The sequence below is a fragment of the Intestinibacter sp. genome, from assembly GCF_034113885.1.
In the GTDB taxonomy this organism is placed as follows: Bacteria; Bacillota; Clostridia; order Peptostreptococcales; family Peptostreptococcaceae; genus Intestinibacter.
The window spans coordinates 1-20,551 of record NZ_JAXEWM010000247.1; the positions used below are offsets into that span (position 1 = coordinate 1).

16 protein-coding genes are annotated in these 20,551 nt (G+C 31.1%); 13 read left to right on the plus strand and 3 right to left on the minus strand.

Features of this window, described 5'->3' with window-relative positions:
* Together SPD90_RS14520 and SPD90_RS14525 are read left to right on the plus strand one after the other, a co-directional pair.
* The coding region (locus SPD90_RS14520) for a PTS fructose transporter subunit IIABC (RefSeq protein ID WP_320925710.1) at window positions 1–1,776 on the plus strand (1,776 nt) is incomplete at its 5' end.
* Window positions 1,777–1,941: 165 nt separating this feature from the next.
* The gene (locus SPD90_RS14525; protein ID WP_320925711.1) at window positions 1,942–3,471 is read left to right on the plus strand and encodes an FAD-dependent oxidoreductase; all 1,530 of its coding nucleotides are present in this window, start codon (window positions 1,942–1,944) and stop codon (window positions 3,469–3,471) included.
* A 168-nt stretch (window positions 3,472–3,639) separates the two neighbouring features.
* On the opposite strand, the gene SPD90_RS14530 is transcribed toward SPD90_RS14525, so the two are convergent.
* A complete protein-coding gene (locus tag SPD90_RS14530) occupies window positions 3,640–3,843 on the minus strand; it encodes a hypothetical protein (RefSeq protein ID WP_320626633.1) in 204 nt (67 codons plus the stop codon).
* A gap of 398 nt (window positions 3,844–4,241) precedes the next feature.
* On the opposite strand from SPD90_RS14530, the gene SPD90_RS14535 reads away from it, so the two are divergent.
* From SPD90_RS14535 to SPD90_RS14555, 5 genes are all read left to right on the plus strand, one after another.
* The gene (locus tag SPD90_RS14535; protein WP_320925712.1) at window positions 4,242–5,165 is read left to right on the plus strand and encodes an SH3 domain-containing protein; all 924 of its coding nucleotides are present in this window, start codon (window positions 4,242–4,244) and stop codon (window positions 5,163–5,165) included.
* 206 nt (window positions 5,166–5,371) lie between these two features.
* The gene (locus SPD90_RS14540; protein ID WP_320626631.1) at window positions 5,372–5,659 is read left to right on the plus strand and encodes a hypothetical protein; all 288 of its coding nucleotides are present in this window, start codon (window positions 5,372–5,374) and stop codon (window positions 5,657–5,659) included.
* A gap of 35 nt (window positions 5,660–5,694) precedes the next feature.
* Window positions 5,695–6,504, plus strand: coding sequence for an MBL fold metallo-hydrolase (locus tag SPD90_RS14545; protein ID WP_320925713.1), 810 nt, complete (start codon window positions 5,695–5,697; stop codon window positions 6,502–6,504).
* A gap of 100 nt (window positions 6,505–6,604) precedes the next feature.
* The gene (locus tag SPD90_RS14550) at window positions 6,605–7,606 is read left to right on the plus strand and encodes a peptidylprolyl isomerase (RefSeq protein ID WP_320626629.1); all 1,002 of its coding nucleotides are present in this window, start codon (window positions 6,605–6,607) and stop codon (window positions 7,604–7,606) included.
* Window positions 7,607–7,702: 96 nt separating this feature from the next.
* Complete coding sequence (locus SPD90_RS14555) at window positions 7,703–8,044, plus strand: cupin domain-containing protein (protein ID WP_320626628.1); 342 nt, start codon at window positions 7,703–7,705, stop codon at window positions 8,042–8,044.
* Window positions 8,045–8,116: 72 nt separating this feature from the next.
* Here SPD90_RS14555 and SPD90_RS14560 read toward each other — a convergent pair whose 3' ends face one another.
* A complete protein-coding gene (locus tag SPD90_RS14560) occupies window positions 8,117–9,679 on the minus strand; it encodes a nitrite/sulfite reductase (RefSeq protein WP_320626627.1) in 1,563 nt (520 codons plus the stop codon).
* Window positions 9,680–9,954: 275 nt separating this feature from the next.
* Here SPD90_RS14560 and SPD90_RS14565 point away from each other — a divergent pair, with 275 nt between their 5' ends.
* The gene (locus SPD90_RS14565) at window positions 9,955–11,031 is read left to right on the plus strand and encodes a DUF6398 domain-containing protein (RefSeq protein WP_320925714.1); all 1,077 of its coding nucleotides are present in this window, start codon (window positions 9,955–9,957) and stop codon (window positions 11,029–11,031) included.
* Between the two features lie 51 nt (window positions 11,032–11,082).
* Here the strand turns inward: SPD90_RS14565 and SPD90_RS14570 are convergent, their stop codons facing one another.
* Window positions 11,083–12,132, minus strand: coding sequence for a PTS transporter subunit IIC (locus tag SPD90_RS14570; RefSeq protein ID WP_320925715.1), 1,050 nt, complete (start codon window positions 12,130–12,132; stop codon window positions 11,083–11,085).
* Window positions 12,133–12,394: 262 nt separating this feature from the next.
* Here SPD90_RS14570 and SPD90_RS14575 point away from each other — a divergent pair, with 262 nt between their 5' ends.
* From SPD90_RS14575 to SPD90_RS14595, 5 genes are all read left to right on the plus strand, one after another.
* Window positions 12,395–13,351: a hypothetical protein gene (locus SPD90_RS14575; protein ID WP_320925716.1), complete on the plus strand. Its 957-nt coding sequence runs from the start codon at window positions 12,395–12,397 to the stop codon at window positions 13,349–13,351.
* 236 nt (window positions 13,352–13,587) lie between these two features.
* Entirely contained in the window at window positions 13,588–15,006 is a 1,419-nt protein-coding gene (locus SPD90_RS14580) for a PAS domain-containing sensor histidine kinase (RefSeq protein ID WP_320925717.1), read from the plus strand.
* A gap of 129 nt (window positions 15,007–15,135) precedes the next feature.
* Window positions 15,136–18,447: a bifunctional germination protease/germinant receptor pseudoprotease CspBA gene (gene cspBA / locus SPD90_RS14585; RefSeq protein WP_320925720.1), complete on the plus strand. Its 3,312-nt coding sequence runs from the start codon at window positions 15,136–15,138 to the stop codon at window positions 18,445–18,447.
* 22 nt (window positions 18,448–18,469) lie between these two features.
* Entirely contained in the window at window positions 18,470–20,149 is a 1,680-nt protein-coding gene (gene cspC / locus SPD90_RS14590; RefSeq protein WP_320925718.1) for a bile acid germinant receptor pseudoprotease CspC, read from the plus strand.
* Window positions 20,150–20,244: 95 nt separating this feature from the next.
* On the plus strand, window positions 20,245–20,448 hold the full coding sequence (locus SPD90_RS14595; protein ID WP_320925719.1) for a DUF3787 domain-containing protein: 204 nt from the start codon (window positions 20,245–20,247) through the stop codon (window positions 20,446–20,448).
* Window positions 20,449–20,551 lie beyond the last annotated feature (103 nt).

Sequence of the window (20,551 nt, forward strand, 5' to 3'; positions counted from 1 at the left end):
ATAGCAATACCTCATGCTAAAACAAAGGCAGTTAAAAAAGCTTGTTTAGCTGCAGGTATCACAAAAGAAGGAATAGACTACGAAGCTTTTGATGGAAGCTTATCAAACTTATTCTTTATGATAGCTGCACCAGATGGAGCAAATAACACTCATTTAGAAGTATTATCAAGATTATCTACAATATTAATGGATGCAGATTTTAAAAACAGTCTAATCGATTCAAAGAGTGTAGATGAATTTTTATCATTAATAGATCAAAAGGAAACTGAAAAATTCCCTGAAGAACAAAAAGAAGAAGCTAAAGCTGAAACAAAAGAAGCTTCATCAAATGATGGATATCCAGAAGTTCTAGCAGTTACTGCTTGTCCAACAGGTATAGCACATACTTTCATGGCAGCAGAAAGCTTAACTAACAAAGGTGAAGAAAAAGGAATCACAATAAAAGTTGAAACTAACGGTTCTGGAGGAATTAAAAACGCTTTAACTAAAGACGAAATAGAACACGCAAAATGTATAATAGTTGCAGCAGATAAAAAAGTAGAAATGGCAAGATTTGACGGCAAAAAAGTAATAATAACTAAGGTTGCCGATGGAATACATAAAGCTGATGAATTACTAGAAAGAGCAGTAAAAGGAGACGCTCCAGTATATCATGCAGATAGTAGTGATGCTACAGAAGAAGAATCAACTGAAAAAGAAGGTCTAGGTAGAAAATTCTATAAAGACTTAATGAACGGTGTATCTCACATGCTACCATTTGTCGTAGGTGGAGGTATATTAATAGCAATAGCATTCTTATTAGATGACTATAGCATAAACCCAGCAAACTTCGGTATGAATACACCAATAGCAGCATTTTTCAAAACTGTAGGTGGTCAAGCATTTAACTTCATGTTACCAATATTAGCAGGATATATCGCTATGAGTATAGCAGATAGACCAGGTTTAGCAGTAGGTTTCGTAGGTGGAGTTTTAGCAAAAGATGGATATGCATTTAATAATTTAATGGATTTTGCAAATTCTAACCCTGTAAGCTCAGGATTTATAGGTGCACTAATCGCAGGTTTTGTAGGTGGATATATAGTAGTTTTACTTAAAAAATTATTCTCTAAATTACCAGCATCATTAGAAGGTATAAAACCAGTTTTACTTTACCCTCTATTTGGAATACTTCTAATGGCATTATTCATGATGGCTATAAACCCAGCAGTTGGAGCTATAAACTCAGGACTTAACAATTTCCTAGCATCAATGAGTGGAAGCAGTAAGATATTATTAGGTGCTATATTAGCTGGAATGATGGCAATTGACATGGGTGGACCATTCAACAAAGCAGCATATGTATTTGGTACTGCACAACTTACTGTTGCAAATGCAGGTCCAGAACAATTTGGAATAATGGCAGCAGTTATGATAGGTGGTATGGTTCCTCCTCTAGCAATAGCACTTGCAACTACTATCTTCAAGGATAGATTCACAGAAAGTGAAAGAAAATCAGGTATAGTAAACTACATAATGGGTGCATCATTTATAACAGAAGGTGCAATACCATTTGCAGCAGGAGATCCAGCGAGAGTTATACCTTCTTGTGTAATTGGATCATCTGTAGCAGGTGCTTTATCAATGGCATTTGGTTGTGGATCTAGAGCACCACACGGCGGATTATTCGTACTACCAGTTATAACAAATCCTTTAATGTACCTAGTTGCTTTAGTAGTAGGTTCCGTAGTAGGAGCAGTTATATTAGGAGCATTAAAGAAAAAGAAAGCTAACTAAATTTAAAACAATATAATATAGATTTAAGCCATAAAATAAGCAACCCCACTTTTACTACCATGAGTTATTACTTGTGGTAGTTTTTTTGTAAATTATAAATAATTTTGCTAAAAATAGTAAACAATAATATCGTATAAAAATTTGGGAGAGAGAAAGGTGTTTACTATGGAAAATTCATTTTGGATATTAAATTCAGAAAATACAAATTATCCTACCTTAGATAAAAATATTGAAACAGACTACTTGATAGTAGGAGCTGGGCTCACTGGGCTGCACACAGCGTATTTACTTGCCGGTCAAAATAAAAAAATTACTGTTATCGACGCCGATAAAGTTGGATATGGATCATCAGGCAGAAATACTGGTAAGATAACCTCTTCGCACGGTTTAATTTACGATTCTATAAGTAAAAAGTACGGAGACGAAAAGGCTAGACTTTACTATGAAGCAAATCAAAAGGGCGTTAGATTAATAGAAGATATAATAAATAAATACGATATAGACTGTAATTTTGAAAAGCTTCCTAATTATATATTTACAGAAGATGAAGATTATGTAAATCAAATTAAGCAGGAATACAAGACATGTGAGAGATTGAAAATACCATATGAGTATTTAAATGATATCGAGGATTTTCCTCTAGATATAAAGGCAGCATTGAAGTTAGACGATCAAGCTCAATTTAACACAAAAAAATATATCGATAAGTTGGCTGAAATCAACAAATCAAAGGGAGTTTGTATATATGAAAACACTCCTGTTGTAGGTCTAACTAGAGAAGATGATACTTATATAGTAAAAGCTAAAGATAATATCGAAATAAAAACGAAAACATTGATTATAGCTTCTTCTAATCCGTGGTATGATGGATTGAGATTTTATTTTTCAAAACAAAAGGCTTCTAGGTCTTATCTAACGCTTTCAAAGCTCAACAAGCCTATTGCAAAGGGGATGTTTATAAACGTAGAAAAGCCTTCAAAGACTATTAGAATATACACCGATAAAGGACAAGACTACTTGCTTTGTGGTGGATTTGACCATAAAACAGGAAAATGCGATGATGAAAAAGAGATATTCGATAAAATTGTAGATTTTGCGAAAAATAATTTCAAAATAGGAACTATAGAATACAAATGGTCTACGCAAGACTATATAACGACAGACAACATACCTTACATAGGACGTATAAATAATGAAGAAAATAATATCTATATAGCGACTGGATTTTGCAAATGGGGTATAAGCACCTCTGCTGTAGCTGCCATTATTTTTAGAGATTTAATTGTAAATGGAAGCTCTGGTTACGAAGATGTATTTAATCCATCTAGAGCAGGAAGCTATTTAAATTTCAATTGTTTAAAAGAAAATAGTATAATGGCCTACGACTATATAAAAGGAAAGATAAAAAAAGGAAGCACAGAATTAGATTTAGAAAAGGAAGAAGGAAAGGTCGTAATTATAGATGGAGATAAATACGGAGCTTATAAGGATAAGGACGGTAAGGTATTTGTTGTAGATATAACTTGTACACATCTTGGGTGTGAACTCGAGTTTAATAGTTTTGAGAAGAGCTGGGATTGTCCATGTCATGGAAGTAGGTTTAATTATGATGGGACAGTTTTAAATGGCCCAGCACTTAAACCGTTGAAGTTACTAGGAATGGAGGATAATGATATTGACCCTGATTTAGTTTAATACTGCTAAAAAATAGGCGAATTTATCGATTTGACACCCAAAATAAAAAGCAGCTAGAAAATTATTATCTAGCTACTTTTTGCTATTCAGATAATATTTGTTCCCAGTTATCTGGAAAACCTATTAAATTTAAATCTAAAAAATCGATATAATTATTTATAAGTTCTTTTAAATTTCATTAAAAGTAGTACCTTCTACATAAGAGTCATCTTCATTTTTAAAATTAATTAAATAAGCTGTAAATCTATAATAATTAATGTTTTGTAATATAAATTTTGTTTTGATTTTATCTTCTATTAACAAACCTCTTGATTCTAAAAGCTCAATTTGTTCATCGAATGTTTTAGGTTTTTTTAAAGGTACTTTTGCCACAATTATTCCTCCTATATGCTATAAAAAAACCACTAAGCAATGTAAACTTAGTGGTGAATTATCTATTCCGTCTATTTGAGCATATATCAAAAATAGAGGCTTGACGGATATATTACTAAGAATTTATCTCATACATTTGAGCATATTTATAAAAACAGAGGCTTGATGAGTTCTATATATATATTATATACTTTTTTAATTTAAAAGTATACATATAATTTATGACATTATTATGAAAATTTTTTCCAAAAAAGTACCCAAGTCTTATTAGCTATATGTATTTAATAGTAAAAGAAAATAAAAAATATAAAAAAATTTCCAAAAAGGTACCCAAAATTTATTAACTAAATGTATTTAGTAATAAAAGAAAAACAAACAAGAAAGAGGAGGAATAAATTATGAAATTAAACAAAATAATGGCAATAGGTTTAGGAACAATAATGGCAGCAGGGATATCTCTATCAAATTTAACACCTGTATCAGCTGATACGATTATAACAGAAGCACAAGCAAAGGCAATAATGCAACAAAAGGTTCCTGGAGCAACAATAGTTAAAATTGAATTAGACAGAGATGATGGAATATTAATGTACGAAGGTGAATTAGTAAAAGGAAATATGGAATACGATATCGATGTAAATGCAAATACAGGAAAAATAATATCATTTGAATCAGATTACGACGATGATTATTACGATGACTTATATGACGACGATTATGATGGAATAACAACAGCAGGAGTAAACGTGAGAAACGGAGCATCAACAAGCTACTCAAAGATAGGATATTTAGCAAAAGGAACAAAAGTAGACATAGAAAAGAAAATGTCAAATGGCTGGTATAAAATAGAATACAAAGGATCATATGGATACGTATCAGGAAAATATGTTAAAGTATACGATTATGATTATGACGATGTATATGATGATGACTATGATGGCGTGACAACAGCAGGAGTAAATGTAAGAAGTGGAGCATCAACAAGCTATTCAAAGATAGGATATTTAACTAAAGGGACAAAAGTAGACATAGAAAAGAAAATGTCAAATGGTTGGTATAAAATAGAATATAAAGGATCATATGGATATATATCAGGAAAATATGTTAAAGTATATGACTATGATTACGATGATGACTATGATGGAATAACAACAGCAGGAGTAAACGTGAGAAGTGGAGCATCAACAAGCTATTCAAAAATAGGCTACTCAGCAAAAGGAACAAAAGTAGACATAGAAAAGAAAATGTCAAATGGCTGGTATAAAATAGAATATAAAGGATCATATGGATACATATCAGGAAAATACGTTAAGGTATTTTAAGTAAAATAAATGATTTAAAGCTTAATCAAGTAATTTAAATTCAAGTAGGTAGTAAGACTCCTCTGCTAAAAGTTAAGTGCATAACTTACAAAGCAGAGGAGTTTTATTGTGAAAATTTAGATATATTTTAAAATTTTAACTGAAGAGTTTTTTATAAAATGGTATAATTATAAGCACTAGAAAGTTGATATGTGAGGTATTATTATATGAAAACATATGAAACAATGATAAAACAAATGGTAGAACAGTTGAATGAGATAGAATATGACATAGAAAATAATTCGAAGGAGAAAGAATTAATAGAAGAGGATTTATTTTATATTACTAACAAAGCGATAAATGCGAAGGATTCGTTTAAACTAAACTATTTTAAACGTAAGGATCCTGAACTTTTAAAAGAAATAAAAGAGGATTACGCATATAAGATGCTCGATCAATTGAGCGATTGCATAGCAAGGTGTGCTTATTTGAAATGTATAATTTTTATGCATTAGTTAAAATTATATAAAAATCGAAAAGAGGTATTAAAATGGGAATAGAATTAATCATGTTGGGAACAGGACATGCAATGGTTACAAAGTGCTACAATACATGTTTTTTATTAAAAAAGGAAGATGAATATTTAATGGTCGATTCTGGTGGTGGAAATGGTATTATGTCTCAGTTAGAGAAGCTAGGAGTTCCATATACAGATATTCACAATTTGATCGTTACACATGGCCATACCGATCATATATTGGGGGCGATTTGGATAATAAGAAAAATCGCCATGATGATGACTGCAAAACAATATCCTGGAAAATTTACTATATACTGTCACGATGAAGTCGTAAAAACAATTCAAACGTTTTGTGAATTGCTTTTTCCAAAAAAATTTCTCAAATTTATTGGAGACGGAATTTATATTCAAGAGGTAACTGATGGAGAACAACTCGACATTATGGGAATTAAAACCGAGTTTTTCGATATACAATCTACAAAGAAAAAGCAATTTGGGTTTAAATTTACATTTGATGATGGTAAGACATTAGCATGCCTTGGTGATGAGCCGTACAATGAAGCAAATAAACAATATATACAAAATTGCGATTGGATGCTTTCTGAAGCTTATTGTCTATATGCTGATAGAGAGAAATTTAAACCATATAAAAAGCATCATAGCACAGCTTTAGATGCTGGAAAATGTGCAGAAAAGCTCAATATAAAAAATTTACTTTTATATCATACTGAAGATACTAATCTAGAAAATCGAAAAAAATTATATACAGATGAAGCAAAATCTGTCTTCAGCGGAAATGTATTCGTGCCGTATGATTTAGAAAAAATAAGAATTAAATAAGAAAAAATTAAGGTTTTTATTATAATATAGTAGATAAATTCGAATGGACTAAATTAAAGCTTAGTCCATTTTAAAATTATTTGGGAGGAAAAAATATTTAATGGATGAAAATGAAAAAAAAGAAAGAAAAATAATGAAAAAGGTTGCCCTAATATGTGCCTTAATAGGTGTAATAGGAGGAGCGTTTTATGGAGGTATGGAATACGGAAGACTTTTACCGGCGAGTCATAGATATTATTCTAATAGCCAAGTGTACGCGACTATAGGTGACGAAGAAATAACAGGTAAAGACTTAAAAACTGTAATGGAGCCGATTTTTTATTCAAATGGCTTGCAAAAATTGAACGATTCAGAAATTTCTTCGTATGAATCTAATATGCTACAATACCTTGTTAATATGGAAGTTTTATATAAAGAGGCAGAGGAAAACAACGTAGAAGTGACAGATGATCAAGTGCAACAAAACTATGATCAGACTATAAGCAGTATAAACTCTGAATATAATTTGACAGAGGAGGAATATTTAGATAAGTTCAATCTTACAGAAGAAAAATTAAAAGAGCGTATAAAAAAGGAATTAATGGGAGCTACTTATCTAGAACAATACAGTAATGTAAGCGAGGAAGAAGCAAAAAATTACTATGAAAAAAATAAAGACGATTATAAACAAGTTAGAGCCTCTCATATATTGATTTCAAATTACGATACAGATAATAAAGAAGTAAGCGATGAACAAAAGAAGAAAAACAAAGAAACTGCTGAAGAAGTCCTAAAATTAGCATTAGACGGTGAGGATTTTGCTTCATTGGCAAAGGAATTTTCAGATGACTCTTCTGCTTCTAGTGGAGGAGATTTGGGTTATTTCATTGAAGACGATATGGTGAGTTCATTTTCAAAGGCAGCATTTTCTCTAGAAGATGGCGAAATCTATCCTGAAGTAGTAGAGACGACTTCTGGATATCATATAATAAAGAAAACAGGTGAAAAGGAACAGGATTTTGACGATGTAAAGGATGATTTGATTACAACTCTTAAAAATACTAAGCAAACTACTTTAATGCAAGACTTGTATAGCAAGTACAATGTTGATATAAAAAATTAGAAAAAGGATTATGTAGCCATATTAAAACTTTTAAAGTTGTGATATTATGTAATATAAGTGTAATTATTTAAAGTAAATTTTAAAGGAGATATGCAGATGATAAAGAGAAAAAATGAATTGACAAAAACTGTAGGGCCTGTTGCAGGTGGAAAAGGAGAAATAACTCGAGAATTGATACTTGAAGGTGAAGAGCTAAAGGATCAAGCAAAAGTATTTTCTAGAATAACTGTACCAGTAGGCGCTTCAATTGGTATGCATGAACACAAAGAAGACTTTGAAGTATATTACATATTAAATGGAAAAGGTAAGGTTTTAGATGGCGAAGAAGTTGTCGAAGTAGGAGAAGGCGACGTTATCTATACTATTGATGCTAAACACTACATTGAAAATATAGGAGACGAAGAACTAGTATTTTTAGCTGTAGTAATTAATTTATAGAAGCTCGGTAATTTATAAAAATTTAGTAATATAAAAGCTGTAGAGACGAATTTTCTACAGCTTTTTAAATATTTATACCAAGTTGTATTTATCGATTATCTGGTTGAATTCTTCTCGATAATTTTGGGTTAAGGTTTTAAAGTCGATATTTTTGTCTACAAGTTTTTCACTTATTTCATATAGCATATTTGGAATATCATCGCACTTAAATTCGCCTACAGCTTCACCTAATCTCGACTCACCTACAGCAAATTTACCGTTTATACTCATTTCAAAGCAGTGTGTAGGGACATTGTCTATCTTTTTCATTCTGCCGGTAAATCCAATACAGCCTATTTGGTGAACTCCACAAGAATTTCCACATCCTGATATGTAGATTTTAGGCATAACTTCTAGGTTTTTCTTGTCCTTGCTATTTATTTTGAAATAGGTTATTATATCTAATAGCATTTTTTGACTGTCACAAATTCCCATTTGGCAGATCGGAACACCTATACAGGAAATACTGTTCTCGAGCAAGGTAGAACCACTCGTGCTTTCTGTGATTTCTAAGATTTTTTTAGCCTCATTTCCATCTAGATTAAGTATATACATTTCCTCCATCATGCCGATTCTGATCATAGGATTTTTTACTTTATCGAGCTCGTATAGTAGGGCTTTTAAATTTTTAAGCTTGTATATGCCTCCAAGTGGATGGATATAGACTGTATATAAATTTGGCTGCTTTTGTTTTATTAATCTAGGATTTGTGCAGTCAATAGCTAGACCTTCTTTACTGTAATCTATTGGATCGGGATTTATTTTTAAATGTTTATTTTTCTTTTGTTCATCTACGTATTTTTTGAATTTATTTAAAAATTCCTCTTCTCCTAAATCCTCTACTAAATATCTTATCCTAGCCCTATGTTTGTTTTCGTAATTTCCCTCTTTTGCAAAAAATTCTGTAAGACCTTCAACGTAATAAAGAACATCTGAAGGATTTACTAGCTCTGGAAGCTTTATGCCAAGACGTGGATTTTTGCCGAGACCGCCTCCAACGTATACCTTAAAATAATGCTTGCTGTTTTTAGTAGTAGCGACAAATCCCAAATCCTGTACAGTTGCATGTGCAAAATCCTTGTCAGAGCTCGAGTAAGAGACCTTAAATTTTCTAGGAAGATGGTAAGTCGTCATTTTGCTCAGAAAATATTTATCAGTAGCTAGGGCATACGGAGTTACATCGAAGTTCTCTTCGATATCAACTCCAGATAAAGGTGACAATCCTACATTTCTAGGGTAATTTCCACCACCGCCTCTTGTAAATATACATTTTTCTATTCCGTTTTTCATGATATCTACTACTGCGTCGATATTTAAATCGTGTAATTGAATAGCCTGTCTAGTCGTCAAGTGTATAGAATCTAAATTATGATTATTTGCCATTTGGTATATCGTATGTAGCTGACATCTAGAGATAACTCCACATGAGGTTCTAAGTCTTATCATAAATGACTTTTTATCTCTTTGGGCGTATACACCGTATCCTCCAGAGAAGCTTTTATACTGCATTTTTGATATATTTCCATTTAAAAAATTTAAAGTGTAGTCTTTAAATTCAGGTAATTCATTTAATAACATTTTTTTAAAATTATTCATAAAACACCGCCTACTTCAAAATCAATATTTTGTACGATTAGTATTATTCCCAAATAAAATAATTTTATCCTAAAAAATAGATAAATTTCTTATATTTATGTTTAAAAGATATATATTTTAAAAATCAATTACTTTTGTATTCAATAAAAATAGATATTAAATGAATGGTAAAATATGCAAAAAATTGAACTTTTGACATATGTATATAAGATATGATAAATTATATAAGTATGTTATAATAATATAGGTTAGAATTTTGATATGGGAGGATATGGATGAAGGACAGAATTAATGAAATTAGAGATGCAATAATAGAATATTGTAAACAAAATTTAAATGAACAGTATAAAGATATGAGTCTAGATGTTCTAAAAAAAATAGGACAAAAGGACGCAGATTTATTGAATTCATCTAGATGCGATATATGGGTGGCTTCTATATTAAATATAGTATTAGAAGATAATGAAATGTTTAAAAGAAAACATCCTATGTATATAACTAAAAAAGCTTTTTCTGAAAAAACAGGAGTTAGCTCAAAAACTATAAAAAGCAAATCAGAAATTTTAAGAAATGTACTTGGTGAAAATCAAGAAATTGCATCTGAAAAGGAAGCAGGGGAAATGGAAAAGGAACAAAATAATAAAGCTCAAAGCTCAAGTATAGAAACTGTAAATCTTGAAGATATAAAATTAGAACCTCAAAAGGAGTTAACTGAAAAAGAGCTTAAAGAGTCAAAATACAAGGCTTTAATGGGATTAGCACATGAGGATTTACCTTTTGAAGATAAAATGAGTTATTTACAAGAAGCTATGGTTGTCGCACAAGAAATGATAGAGGATAAAGAAAATACAACTAATTATTGGGACAATCCTTCTGCAAGACCATATATGATAGCAGCTCAAGATTTTGCAACTTTATTGGCTAACAATAATTTTTACAAAGAAGCTCAAGATATATTAGAGCTATTGTTAAAAATGGATGAAAACGACAATCAAGGAAATAGATTTAAATTAATAAATTTATTAATAAAGAAAAACGATAGAAAAGAAGTAAATGATTTATTTTTAAGATTTAAAAATGAAGATTCTGCTCAATGGGATTATTTTAAAGCATTATATTATTTTAAAAATGACAATTTGCACTTTGCTAGACAAGCAGTAAAAGACGGAGTTAAAAAGAATAAATACATAGGACTATTTTTAATGCAATGGACAGCTGCTTTAAAAGTATCTGGGACAGTGATTGATCCTGTACTATATACAGAAGCTACTTACTACTATAATGAAAACTTTAACTTATGGAAAGAAACAAAGGGCGCATTAAAATGGTTAGTTAATGCAGTAATAAAATAAAAAGGCTATTTAATAGCCTTTTTATTTTATTTAGATAATTTTTTGAAATTTTTAGATGTCTAATTTTAAATCGCCAGGTTTTATCCAGTTTTTAGCTCTCATAAATTCTGATATTATCAAAGTTACTACAGCAGGTAGTATGAAGTTTAGTAGTAAAATTCCAGCCCACATCATCATTCCACCTTTTCCTGCTTCAGTCATAGCAGTAACAGTACCGAATTGACCGACTAGACCGCATGTACCCATACCAGAACCTATAGGAATATTTTCCATTTTAAATACTACAGTAGATAGAGGCCCTAAAATCGCTGATGCTAATGTTGGAGGAATCCATATCTTCCAGTTTTTTATAATATTAGGCATTTGTAGCATTGATGTACCTAGACCTTGTGCAAATAATCCACCTACACCATTTTCTTTAAAGCTCATAACAGCAAATCCTACCATTTGGCAGCAGCATCCAACTGTAGCAGCTCCTCCTGCAAGTCCACTAAGACTCAACATTATACATATAGCGGCACTACTTATTGGAAGAGTTAAAGCAATTCCAACTAGTACAGATACTATTACACCCATAAGTACAGGTTGCATTTCAGTAGCACTCATTATTACATTACCGAAAGAAGTCATAAATGCAGAAACAGCAGGTCCTACTAATTCTGCTACTAATACACCGACTAAAATAGTCACAGCAGGTGTAACTAATATATCTATCTTAGTTTCCTTAGATACTAATTTACCTAATTCACATGCAAAAATAGTAGCTACGAAGGCTCCAACAGGTCCACCTAGCTCATTACCACAAGCACCTACTAGAGCACAAGAAAACATTACAAGAGGTGGAGCTTGAAGTCCATACGCTATAGCTACGGCTATTGCAGGTCCTGTAACTTGCTTAGCTAGTGGATTGATTACATCTGTAAATAATGATATTCCGAAATTTTGTCCCAAAGAATTGAATATTGTACCTATTAATAATGATGCAAATAGACCAGAAGCCATAAAGCTAAGGGCGTCTATTAAATATCTTTGCACAGATATTTCAATATTTTTATCCTTTGCAAACTGTTTAAAAGTTCTTCTTTGTTTTGTTTTTTTCATTTGAATAATTCCTTTCTTATTTTGATTAGTAATATATTGTATTTATTGCAAAAAATAGCTTTAGATACATTATAGTATGTTTTTACTGACATGACAAATGAAATTACATATAAGTTTACATTAAATATTGATTAAAATATAGATTTTGTGTTTATAATCTAAAGGATAAGTTATAGGCATTCTAAAGATCTTATTAGAATATAAATGTAATAGTAATTATGTTTAATAAAATATGATTATTTATTGAAAAGAGAGTGATTATTTGAAAAACAATAAATTTAATATAAATAAAAAGACAGCATTTATTTTGCTAATTATTCCATTTGTATTTATTTCACAGTATTATCTTTTTAAATTTGGAGTGATAAATCCTCAAATAAAGGGAATAGAAATCAGTGCAATCAAGGGTAAGTATATAAAGGACATAGATAAATATGTAGTTAAATTAAATAAAGAAGTGATTTTTTCAACAGGAGATTACGTGAAGTTTCCATCATACGGAAAGGATCCGGTAGTAGAGTTTAAGAGTTTGGACAAAGATAATATAGTAAAAATTGAAGATAATTCAGATAATATAAAAAATACAGTTAAAATAACGGGAATTAAAAAGGGTATTGCGTCGATTGCAGTAGTTAAAAATAATAGGATTTTGAAAAAATTTAATATTTTAGTTGTAGATCCAAAGGTAATTGAGTTGAATACAGAGATAAATGGATCTTTGAAATATGTAGGAGATAAAGCTACTATAAAAAATTGCGTAGAGGTAGATTTTGACAGATTTAATGAAAAATACGATGTGGCTTATAAAAGCTCAAATCAAAATGTTTTAAAAGTAGAGGGAAGTAAAATATACGCTGTAGGAGTTGGAAAAGCCACGATTATAGCGAATTTAGGTTCTAAAAAGGAATCGTTTGATTACAATATAGTTGCTAGAATAAAAGATATAATTGTAGATAAAAATATAAATTTAAAAGTCGGTGAGCAAAAAAGTATACATGTTTTAGTAAAAACTTCGCCAGAAAATTTGAAGACACCGAAGCCTAAGTTTATATTTTCAGAAAATAAATTACCTGTACAGAGAAATATTAGATTAGATGATGATGGGACAATTATTGGATTGAGAGAAGGCGTAGAAAAGGTATTGATATCTTGTGGTAGTGGACAAAATAAAATAGAAAAGCATATATCGATAACAGTAAAAGAATCATCTATAAAATAAAGAAAAATTAAATTTTATAAACAAGTAATCAAGTGTTAAATGAATGTTAAATTTGCTAATATTTGTACACATGTAGAAAAATAGTATAATACATTTTGTAAAAAGAATTAAAAATATGTAATATTTATGATATAATCTAACTAAATATATAAAGAAAATGGAGAGATTTTAAGAGTTATAATTTTAGAAATATCTTATTATGTAGAAATTTGTAATTTAATTGGGGGATTCAGTTTATGTATGATTATAAAAGTATATTATTTAAGAGCCCAACGCCCTTTGTTATAATAGAACTTCAAGATAACCATGCAATCATAAAGGAATCGAATGCTGCGTATAAATTGTACGTGACAGATAGATATAATATAATTGTAGAAGATATTTTAACAGATTGCATAGTGAATTTTAATTATAGAAAAATAAAAATAGACAAGACTATTTATAATGTACAAATAGAAAATATAGGTGATAAGAGCTTTATTGCTTGGTTCTGCGAAAATGAATATCTTCCTAATGATATGCAAGAAAACCTATTATTAAATGTAAGAAAATTTGACGATGTATTCTTTCTTGTAAGCGATGGAAAGATAATATTTGTAAATGAATCTTATGAAAATATGTTTGAAGAGACTTGTAATGTACCTTGCAGTGTAGAAGAAGGATTTTATAAGTTTATAGAAAAAGAAGATGACAATGAAGAAATTTATTATGATTATTTTAAGGTAATAGATGAGAGAGTTCAAATAAAAACTAAAAAAGGTAAAAAATGGATTTGGATTAGATCGAATCCTATTAAAAATGACAAAAATCAACCTATTGCATCTTATATTATATTGACTGATATAACTAACAGAACAAATGATGTTATGAATAGAAAGAAAACAAGGGAAAAATTCTTCTCTTTTGTTTCGCATGAAATAAAAAATCCTGTAAATATGATATTGGCGACTATGCAGCTTATAGAAAAGAAGGTCGAGCAAAATGTATACGATGAAGACATATTGAGACATGTCGATTTAGTCAGAAGGAATTCATTTAGAATAATGAAAATAGTAAACGATTTATCATCAAAATCAAAGATAGAGCTTGGATATTTAGATTTTAACCCGAGTAATGAGGATATAGTTTATTTCATAGAGGAGATATGCGAATCTGTAAGGGATTTTGTAAATATTAACAATATGAATATTATATTCGACACAGACGAAGAGGAATTAATAGTTGGGTTTGACTGTGAAAAGGTCGAAAAAATAGTAATCAATTTAATATCAAATTCACTGAAGTTTAGGAAAAAAGAAGGTGGAGTTATTTTAGTGAGTTTAACGCATGATGACGACTTTGTTTACATAAGTGTAAAAGACAATGGAATTGGTATATCAGAAGAGAACATTAACAGAATATTTACAATATACGAACGTGTAAACGACGAAAGAAGTATAGTCAAAGAGGGAACAGGAATAGGACTTTCTTTGGTAAGATCATTTGCTGAGCTGCATAATGGCTCAGTTTCTGTGGAAAGTGAGCTTGGAGAAGGAACTGAATTTACAGTAAAAATAGCAAATACTACAGTAGATGAAGACAAAAATACAAAATATCACCATATTACAAAGGAAGAGAGAAGACAAAATATAGCAGTTGCTTTTTCTGATATATAAAATTAATTAAATACAGTTTAATGGAAAAAAGATTATTACTGATTTAGGTATAATCTTTTTTTTTTAGAATATTATTAAAAAAAGAGCATAGAGAGAGTTAAAAGGTAGTAAATTTTTTAATTGGAAGAGGTGGTTTTTATAGATTATGAAGTTATTGTAAAATACAATGGTGATATTTCGAGGTTAGAGGCGGAGTTAAATGTAGATGTTGAGATATTAAACGATAATTTTGCTATTATAACATCGGATAATCCAAATTTATTTGATCAGCTTTTAAACTATACAGAGGTAGAATATATAGAGAGACCTTTTATATTAGAGACACAAGATGAACAGAGCTTTTCGGCATCTGGAATAACTTCTTTTAAAAATAGAACTAATTTAACAGGTCAGGGTACACTAATAGGCCTTATAGATTCTGGAATAGATTATACTTTGCCTGTGTTTAAGGATAACGCTGGAAATTCTAAAATCATCTATTATTGGGATCAATCCATAGGAAATAATCCACCAGAAGGGTTTAAAGAGGGAACTCTATACACTAATTCAGATATAAATGAAGCTCTAAATGGAAATAAGGACATACCGATACAGATAACTGCTACACACGGAACACATGTAGGATCTATATGTGCACAGATAGCAAATAATGCACAATTTATCGTCGTCAGAGTTGGAAGCAGGCAGATAGATGTGTACTCGAGAAGTACTGAATTTATGAGGGCGATTAAATTTATACTAGATAAAGCATTAGAATTAAACAAGCCAGTAGCTATTAATATCAGCTATGGAACTAATGAAGGATCTCACAAGGGATTATCTCTATTTGAACAATATATAGATGATATGTGTTTATACTGGAAAAATAACATGGTGGTAGCGGCCGGAAACAACGGAAATAAAGGAGGACATAAGAGGATAGACTTAAATGATCAGGAGGAAGAAGAAACAGTCGAGTTTGTAGTTGGTCAGGGAGAGCTCGTACTAAATATAAATATATGGCCTAATTTTGCAGATAAATTTACGATAACAGTGATAAACCCGTCTAATGAAAAAACTCAAAGCCTTTCAATTGAAAATAATAGAATATATAATAACTTAAGAGGAACAAATATTACAGGTTATTTTTATGAAATACAGCCTTATTCAATTCAAAGGAGAATTACAATAAGATTAGATTCTGATATTCAGATAACTCCTGGGATATGGAAAATCGTGTTTTCGCAAATAGATATAGTAGATGGAATAGTGGATTTGTATCTACCTACCTCAGAGGGATTGAGTCCTGATACTAGATTTTTATCTCCGAGCGGTATTTTAACAGTTACAGTGCCGGGGACAGCTAATAGAGTTATAACAGTCGGAAGCTATAACTCTAGGACAGATGTCGTGTCAGGATTTTCTGGAAGAGGAGACATAAGTCAGGGCATATATAAGCCTGATTTGTTGGCTCCTGGGGAAAATATAATATCCTATTTAGTAGGAGGAACGCCGGGGGCACTAACTGGAACTAGTATGGCAACACCTCATGTGACAGGATGCTGTGCTCTTTTGATGGAGTGGGGAATTGTGATGGGAAACGACTTGTTTTTATATTCCCAAAAATTAAAATCTTTACTGCTTCAAAATGCAAGGCGAACTGCAAACAACACATATCCTTCAAATGCGAGTGGATATGGATTTTTAGATATGTCAGATATATATTTAGGAAGGTCGACTAATAGCCTAAAGCGCTTGGCAACAAATTTAAATCAAAATGTTCTAAAAATCTACAACAGACAACAAGATGCATATGCAAATTCTATATTCGTATATTTCACGCCTGAAGACGATTTTTTTAGTAGCTTAGAGCAATACGGATTTTCTAGTATTTTTAAGAGACTCAGCGAAAACAGCGGGATATTTTTTTTAAGTGAGTCGGATATATATTTGTCAGAGGCTTTTTTTAACAATAGAAATATTACAATGGTTCAAAGGCTGATAGAAATGAGTCTATTGTCTGAAGTATTATCTAGCACATCAGAGGGAGTCAATGTAAATGAACAATCGAACATAGGCTATATAAAAAACAATCCAAACCTAGATGTAACCGGTAGAAATGTAATAATAGCTATTGCAGATACAGGAATAGACTATCTGCATCCAGATTTTATATACCCAGATGGAACTAGCAAAATACTCTATCTATGGGATCAAACCGTTGAAGGTAATCCGCCAGAAGGATTTTATTTCGGAACAGAGTACACTAGAGAAGATATAAATAGAGCAATCAATCAAAATGACAAAACACTATCTACAGATGAAGTAGGTAGCGGAACTTTGCTAAGTGGTATTTGCTCAGGTCTTGGAAATGTAAATCCTCAATATGAAGGAATCGCAAAAGACAGTGAGCTTATAATAATTAAGCTTGGAAAAATCGATGAAAGCTACAATAATGCCTATTATTATGTGGCAAGAGATTACGCTGCCAAAAAAGCTAGAGAATTAGGGCGTCCACTTATAGTAAATACTTCAATAGGCTCAAATAATGATGTTGGATTTATAAATAGAGGGGCATCTCCTACGAGTTGGTATCAATATGCAGAATGCGAGATTGCAGGAGCTGGAAATCAGGGAAATACTCAAACTCACAAAAGTGGTAAATTATTAAATGAAGGAGAGACACAGATAGTAGAACTTGAGGTAGAAGAGACAGAACCTGATTTAAAAATAGATGTTTGGATTAGCCGTCCAGATAGAGTAAATCTAAAAATTATTTCTCCAAACGGTGAGCAAAGTAATGATGTAGGAATAGGGTATTATAGACAGGCAAGTGGTTTTTTTAATTTTGAAAATACATCTTATTTAGTTACATATGTATTTCCGACTATATTTTCAGGTCAGGAATTTATAACTATACACTTGTTTAACGTTACACCTGGAATTTGGAGGATAAGCTTGACAGGAGTGTATATATATAAAGGAGTGTATAATATGTATTTACAAAATAGAAAGCTTATAAATCCAAATACTAGATTTGTGGAATCAGATCCATTTTTTACAATAAATTACCCAGCAGTAGATGAAAATATTTTTACAGTTGGAGCTTATGATACAATTAACAAATCAATATGGCCAGCTTCATCTAGAGGTCCTAATATACAAAATATGCAAAAGCCTCATATATTAGCGCCTGGAGTAAATATAATATCTTCATATCCAAATTCGAGATATGGAACAATTACGGGAACTAGTGCAGCAGCGGCATTTGCTTCTGGAATGGGAGCTTTATTTTTCCAATATGTAACGCAAAATAATCGATATAAAAGACAGGGATTTGCTCAAAGTATATTTACTTTTTTCCAGCTAGGAGCACAGAGAGAGAGGGAGATAGATTACCCAAATTTTACTTACGGATACGGTCTTTTAGATGCGAGAAAAATTTTTGAAGTATTTAGGTAAATTGAAATTAAGGAGATCGAATATGCCAATATCTTACAATTTAATTTATACGGGAAGAAGAGAGACCTTGATAGAGGACTTTTTAAAAAATAATATAACTCAGTATATTTTTTTAAATGATCTGTTGATTGTAGTATATGTAGAGGAGGACTTTGATGAGGCTTTATTTAAAAACATAGATCAAGTCGTATGGTGGGAAAAATCTTATTCTATGAGTTCGTTAATAGAGATTACAGACAATATAGCTCAAGGTGAGAGTGCTTTACAGACTATCGATATCCCTTATATGGGAAGTACCTTGTACACTAATTTAAATGGAGAAGGTGTAGTAATAGCCTTGATAGATTCGGGGATAGACTATTTAAATCAGGATTTTATAAATGAAGATGGGAGCAGTAAAATTTTGTACATGTGGGATCAAGAGAGCGATTACGGCTCACCTCCAGAAGGATTTCTATTTGGAAGTGAATTTACTAGAGAACAAATAAACGACGCTATATCAAGTGGCAATCAAAATCTAAGCAAGGATGAAATAGGAACAGGGACTATGGCTGCTGGAATTATGGTGTCTGAAGGAAAAAATAATCCGAGCTACAGAGGTATAGCGCCAAAAGCCGAGCTAATAGTAGTTAAACTAAGAAGCTATAGAGATTTATTTATAGAAGGCAGAATCAATTATAAAAATACGGATTTCTTAGTTGCTATATCGTATGTCATACAAAAATTTAAAGAGATTTTGAAACCTGTAATAATAAATTTTACATTAGGGACCATGTCAGGTAGAGAAAACGACCACACGCTGTTAAATACATTTAATGAGCTAAAGCAGTCGGGATTTATACTAGTCAGTGGCGCCGGAAATCAAGGAAATACAGATATTCATTACTCTGGAAATGTATCAAATGGGGAATCTGTAGATATAGCCTTTCAGGTTGGAGACGACAATAACTTAGATATAGTAGTAGAGGGTACAGAAGTAGATAAATTAGGAGTAGCTGTAATATCTCCTCTAGGAGAAATCAGCACGACGGTTTTTTATTCACCTAATTTTGAAACATTTACTGGGCGATTTAATTTGGAGGATGTAGATTATTCTATTTCTTATAATTATCCGCTTATAGGGACGGCTTCACTTCAGGTGATAGTAAATTTAGAAAATATACATTCTGGTATTTGGACTTTGAGAATCATAGGAGAAGATGTGATAAGTGGAGAGTTTAATGCATATCTTCCTAATAAAAATTTAATATCTAAAGACACTAGATTTATAGATAGCGATTCAAGGGCTACAATAACTAGGTATGGACTCATGAGGGAAGTCATCACAGTGGGTACGTATAATACAAAATATAACAGCATTTGGATTGGCTCATCTAAGGCTCCAGATATCATTAGAGATTCTATACTAGATATAGTAGCTCCAGGAGTCGATATAATATCTAACTATCTAGATAACACATTTAATACGGCTACAGGAACAGGGGTAAGCAGCTCTATAGTATGTGCAGTGATATCACTGCTTATAGAATTTATAATGGCTCAATCTGAGCTTTATCGATTGTCTATTTACAGCGAGCCTATAAAGACGTATTTAATGCTTGGAGCAACTCAGAAGGGCATCTATTCATATCCGAATATATCTTATGGATATGGAGTTTTAAATTACGAAAACACTTTAAATCGAATATCTGAAAATTTATAAAAATTTCCATTATAGTGCGTAAAATAAGTATTTACCTTTTGAATTTATAATTTATTTTTGGAGAAAATAAATAAAAAGATTTGGGAGGTGTTATTGTGAAAGATGAGCATCACGGTGTAAGTAGACAGCTAAAAGGGAAAAACAACAAAAGACTATATTCAAATGTACGTCTAAATAACAATTACACAGCAGCTTGGGCAGATCAAAGCAAGTTTTATCCGCACACAAATGTAAGTGCACCATCTGAGGATCAGACTGATGAGGCCAAGGATTGGGTAGATAATGGAAGTAAATTATAAGAAAATCTTTTTAAAAAGGGTAAATTTTAAATTTATCCTTTTTTAAGTTTTTTAGTCGAAATACAATAATAAATCAAAATTATATATAAAAATAAAATTATTG

Excerpts from the sequence above, each read along its gene's own strand:
- cspC (WP_320925718.1), top strand. The coding sequence starts at position 18,470 with ATGCCAATATCTTACAATTTAATTTATACGGGAAGAAGAGAGACCTTG.
- SPD90_RS14555 (WP_320626628.1), top strand. The coding sequence starts at position 7,703 with ATGATAAAGAGAAAAAATGAATTGACAAAAACTGTAGGGCCTGTTGCA.
- SPD90_RS14545 (WP_320925713.1), top strand. The coding sequence starts at position 5,695 with ATGGGAATAGAATTAATCATGTTGGGAACAGGACATGCAATGGTTACA.
- SPD90_RS14560 (WP_320626627.1), bottom strand. The coding sequence starts at position 9,679 with ATGAATAATTTTAAAAAAATGTTATTAAATGAATTACCTGAATTTAAA.
- SPD90_RS14540 (WP_320626631.1), top strand. The coding sequence starts at position 5,372 with ATGAAAACATATGAAACAATGATAAAACAAATGGTAGAACAGTTGAAT.
- SPD90_RS14550 (WP_320626629.1), top strand. The coding sequence starts at position 6,605 with ATGGATGAAAATGAAAAAAAAGAAAGAAAAATAATGAAAAAGGTTGCC.
- SPD90_RS14565 (WP_320925714.1), top strand. The coding sequence starts at position 9,955 with ATGAAGGACAGAATTAATGAAATTAGAGATGCAATAATAGAATATTGT.
- SPD90_RS14570 (WP_320925715.1), bottom strand. The coding sequence starts at position 12,132 with ATGAAAAAAACAAAACAAAGAAGAACTTTTAAACAGTTTGCAAAGGAT.
- SPD90_RS14525 (WP_320925711.1), top strand. The coding sequence starts at position 1,942 with ATGGAAAATTCATTTTGGATATTAAATTCAGAAAATACAAATTATCCT.
- SPD90_RS14535 (WP_320925712.1), top strand. The coding sequence starts at position 4,242 with ATGAAATTAAACAAAATAATGGCAATAGGTTTAGGAACAATAATGGCA.
- SPD90_RS14580 (WP_320925717.1), top strand. The coding sequence starts at position 13,588 with ATGTATGATTATAAAAGTATATTATTTAAGAGCCCAACGCCCTTTGTT.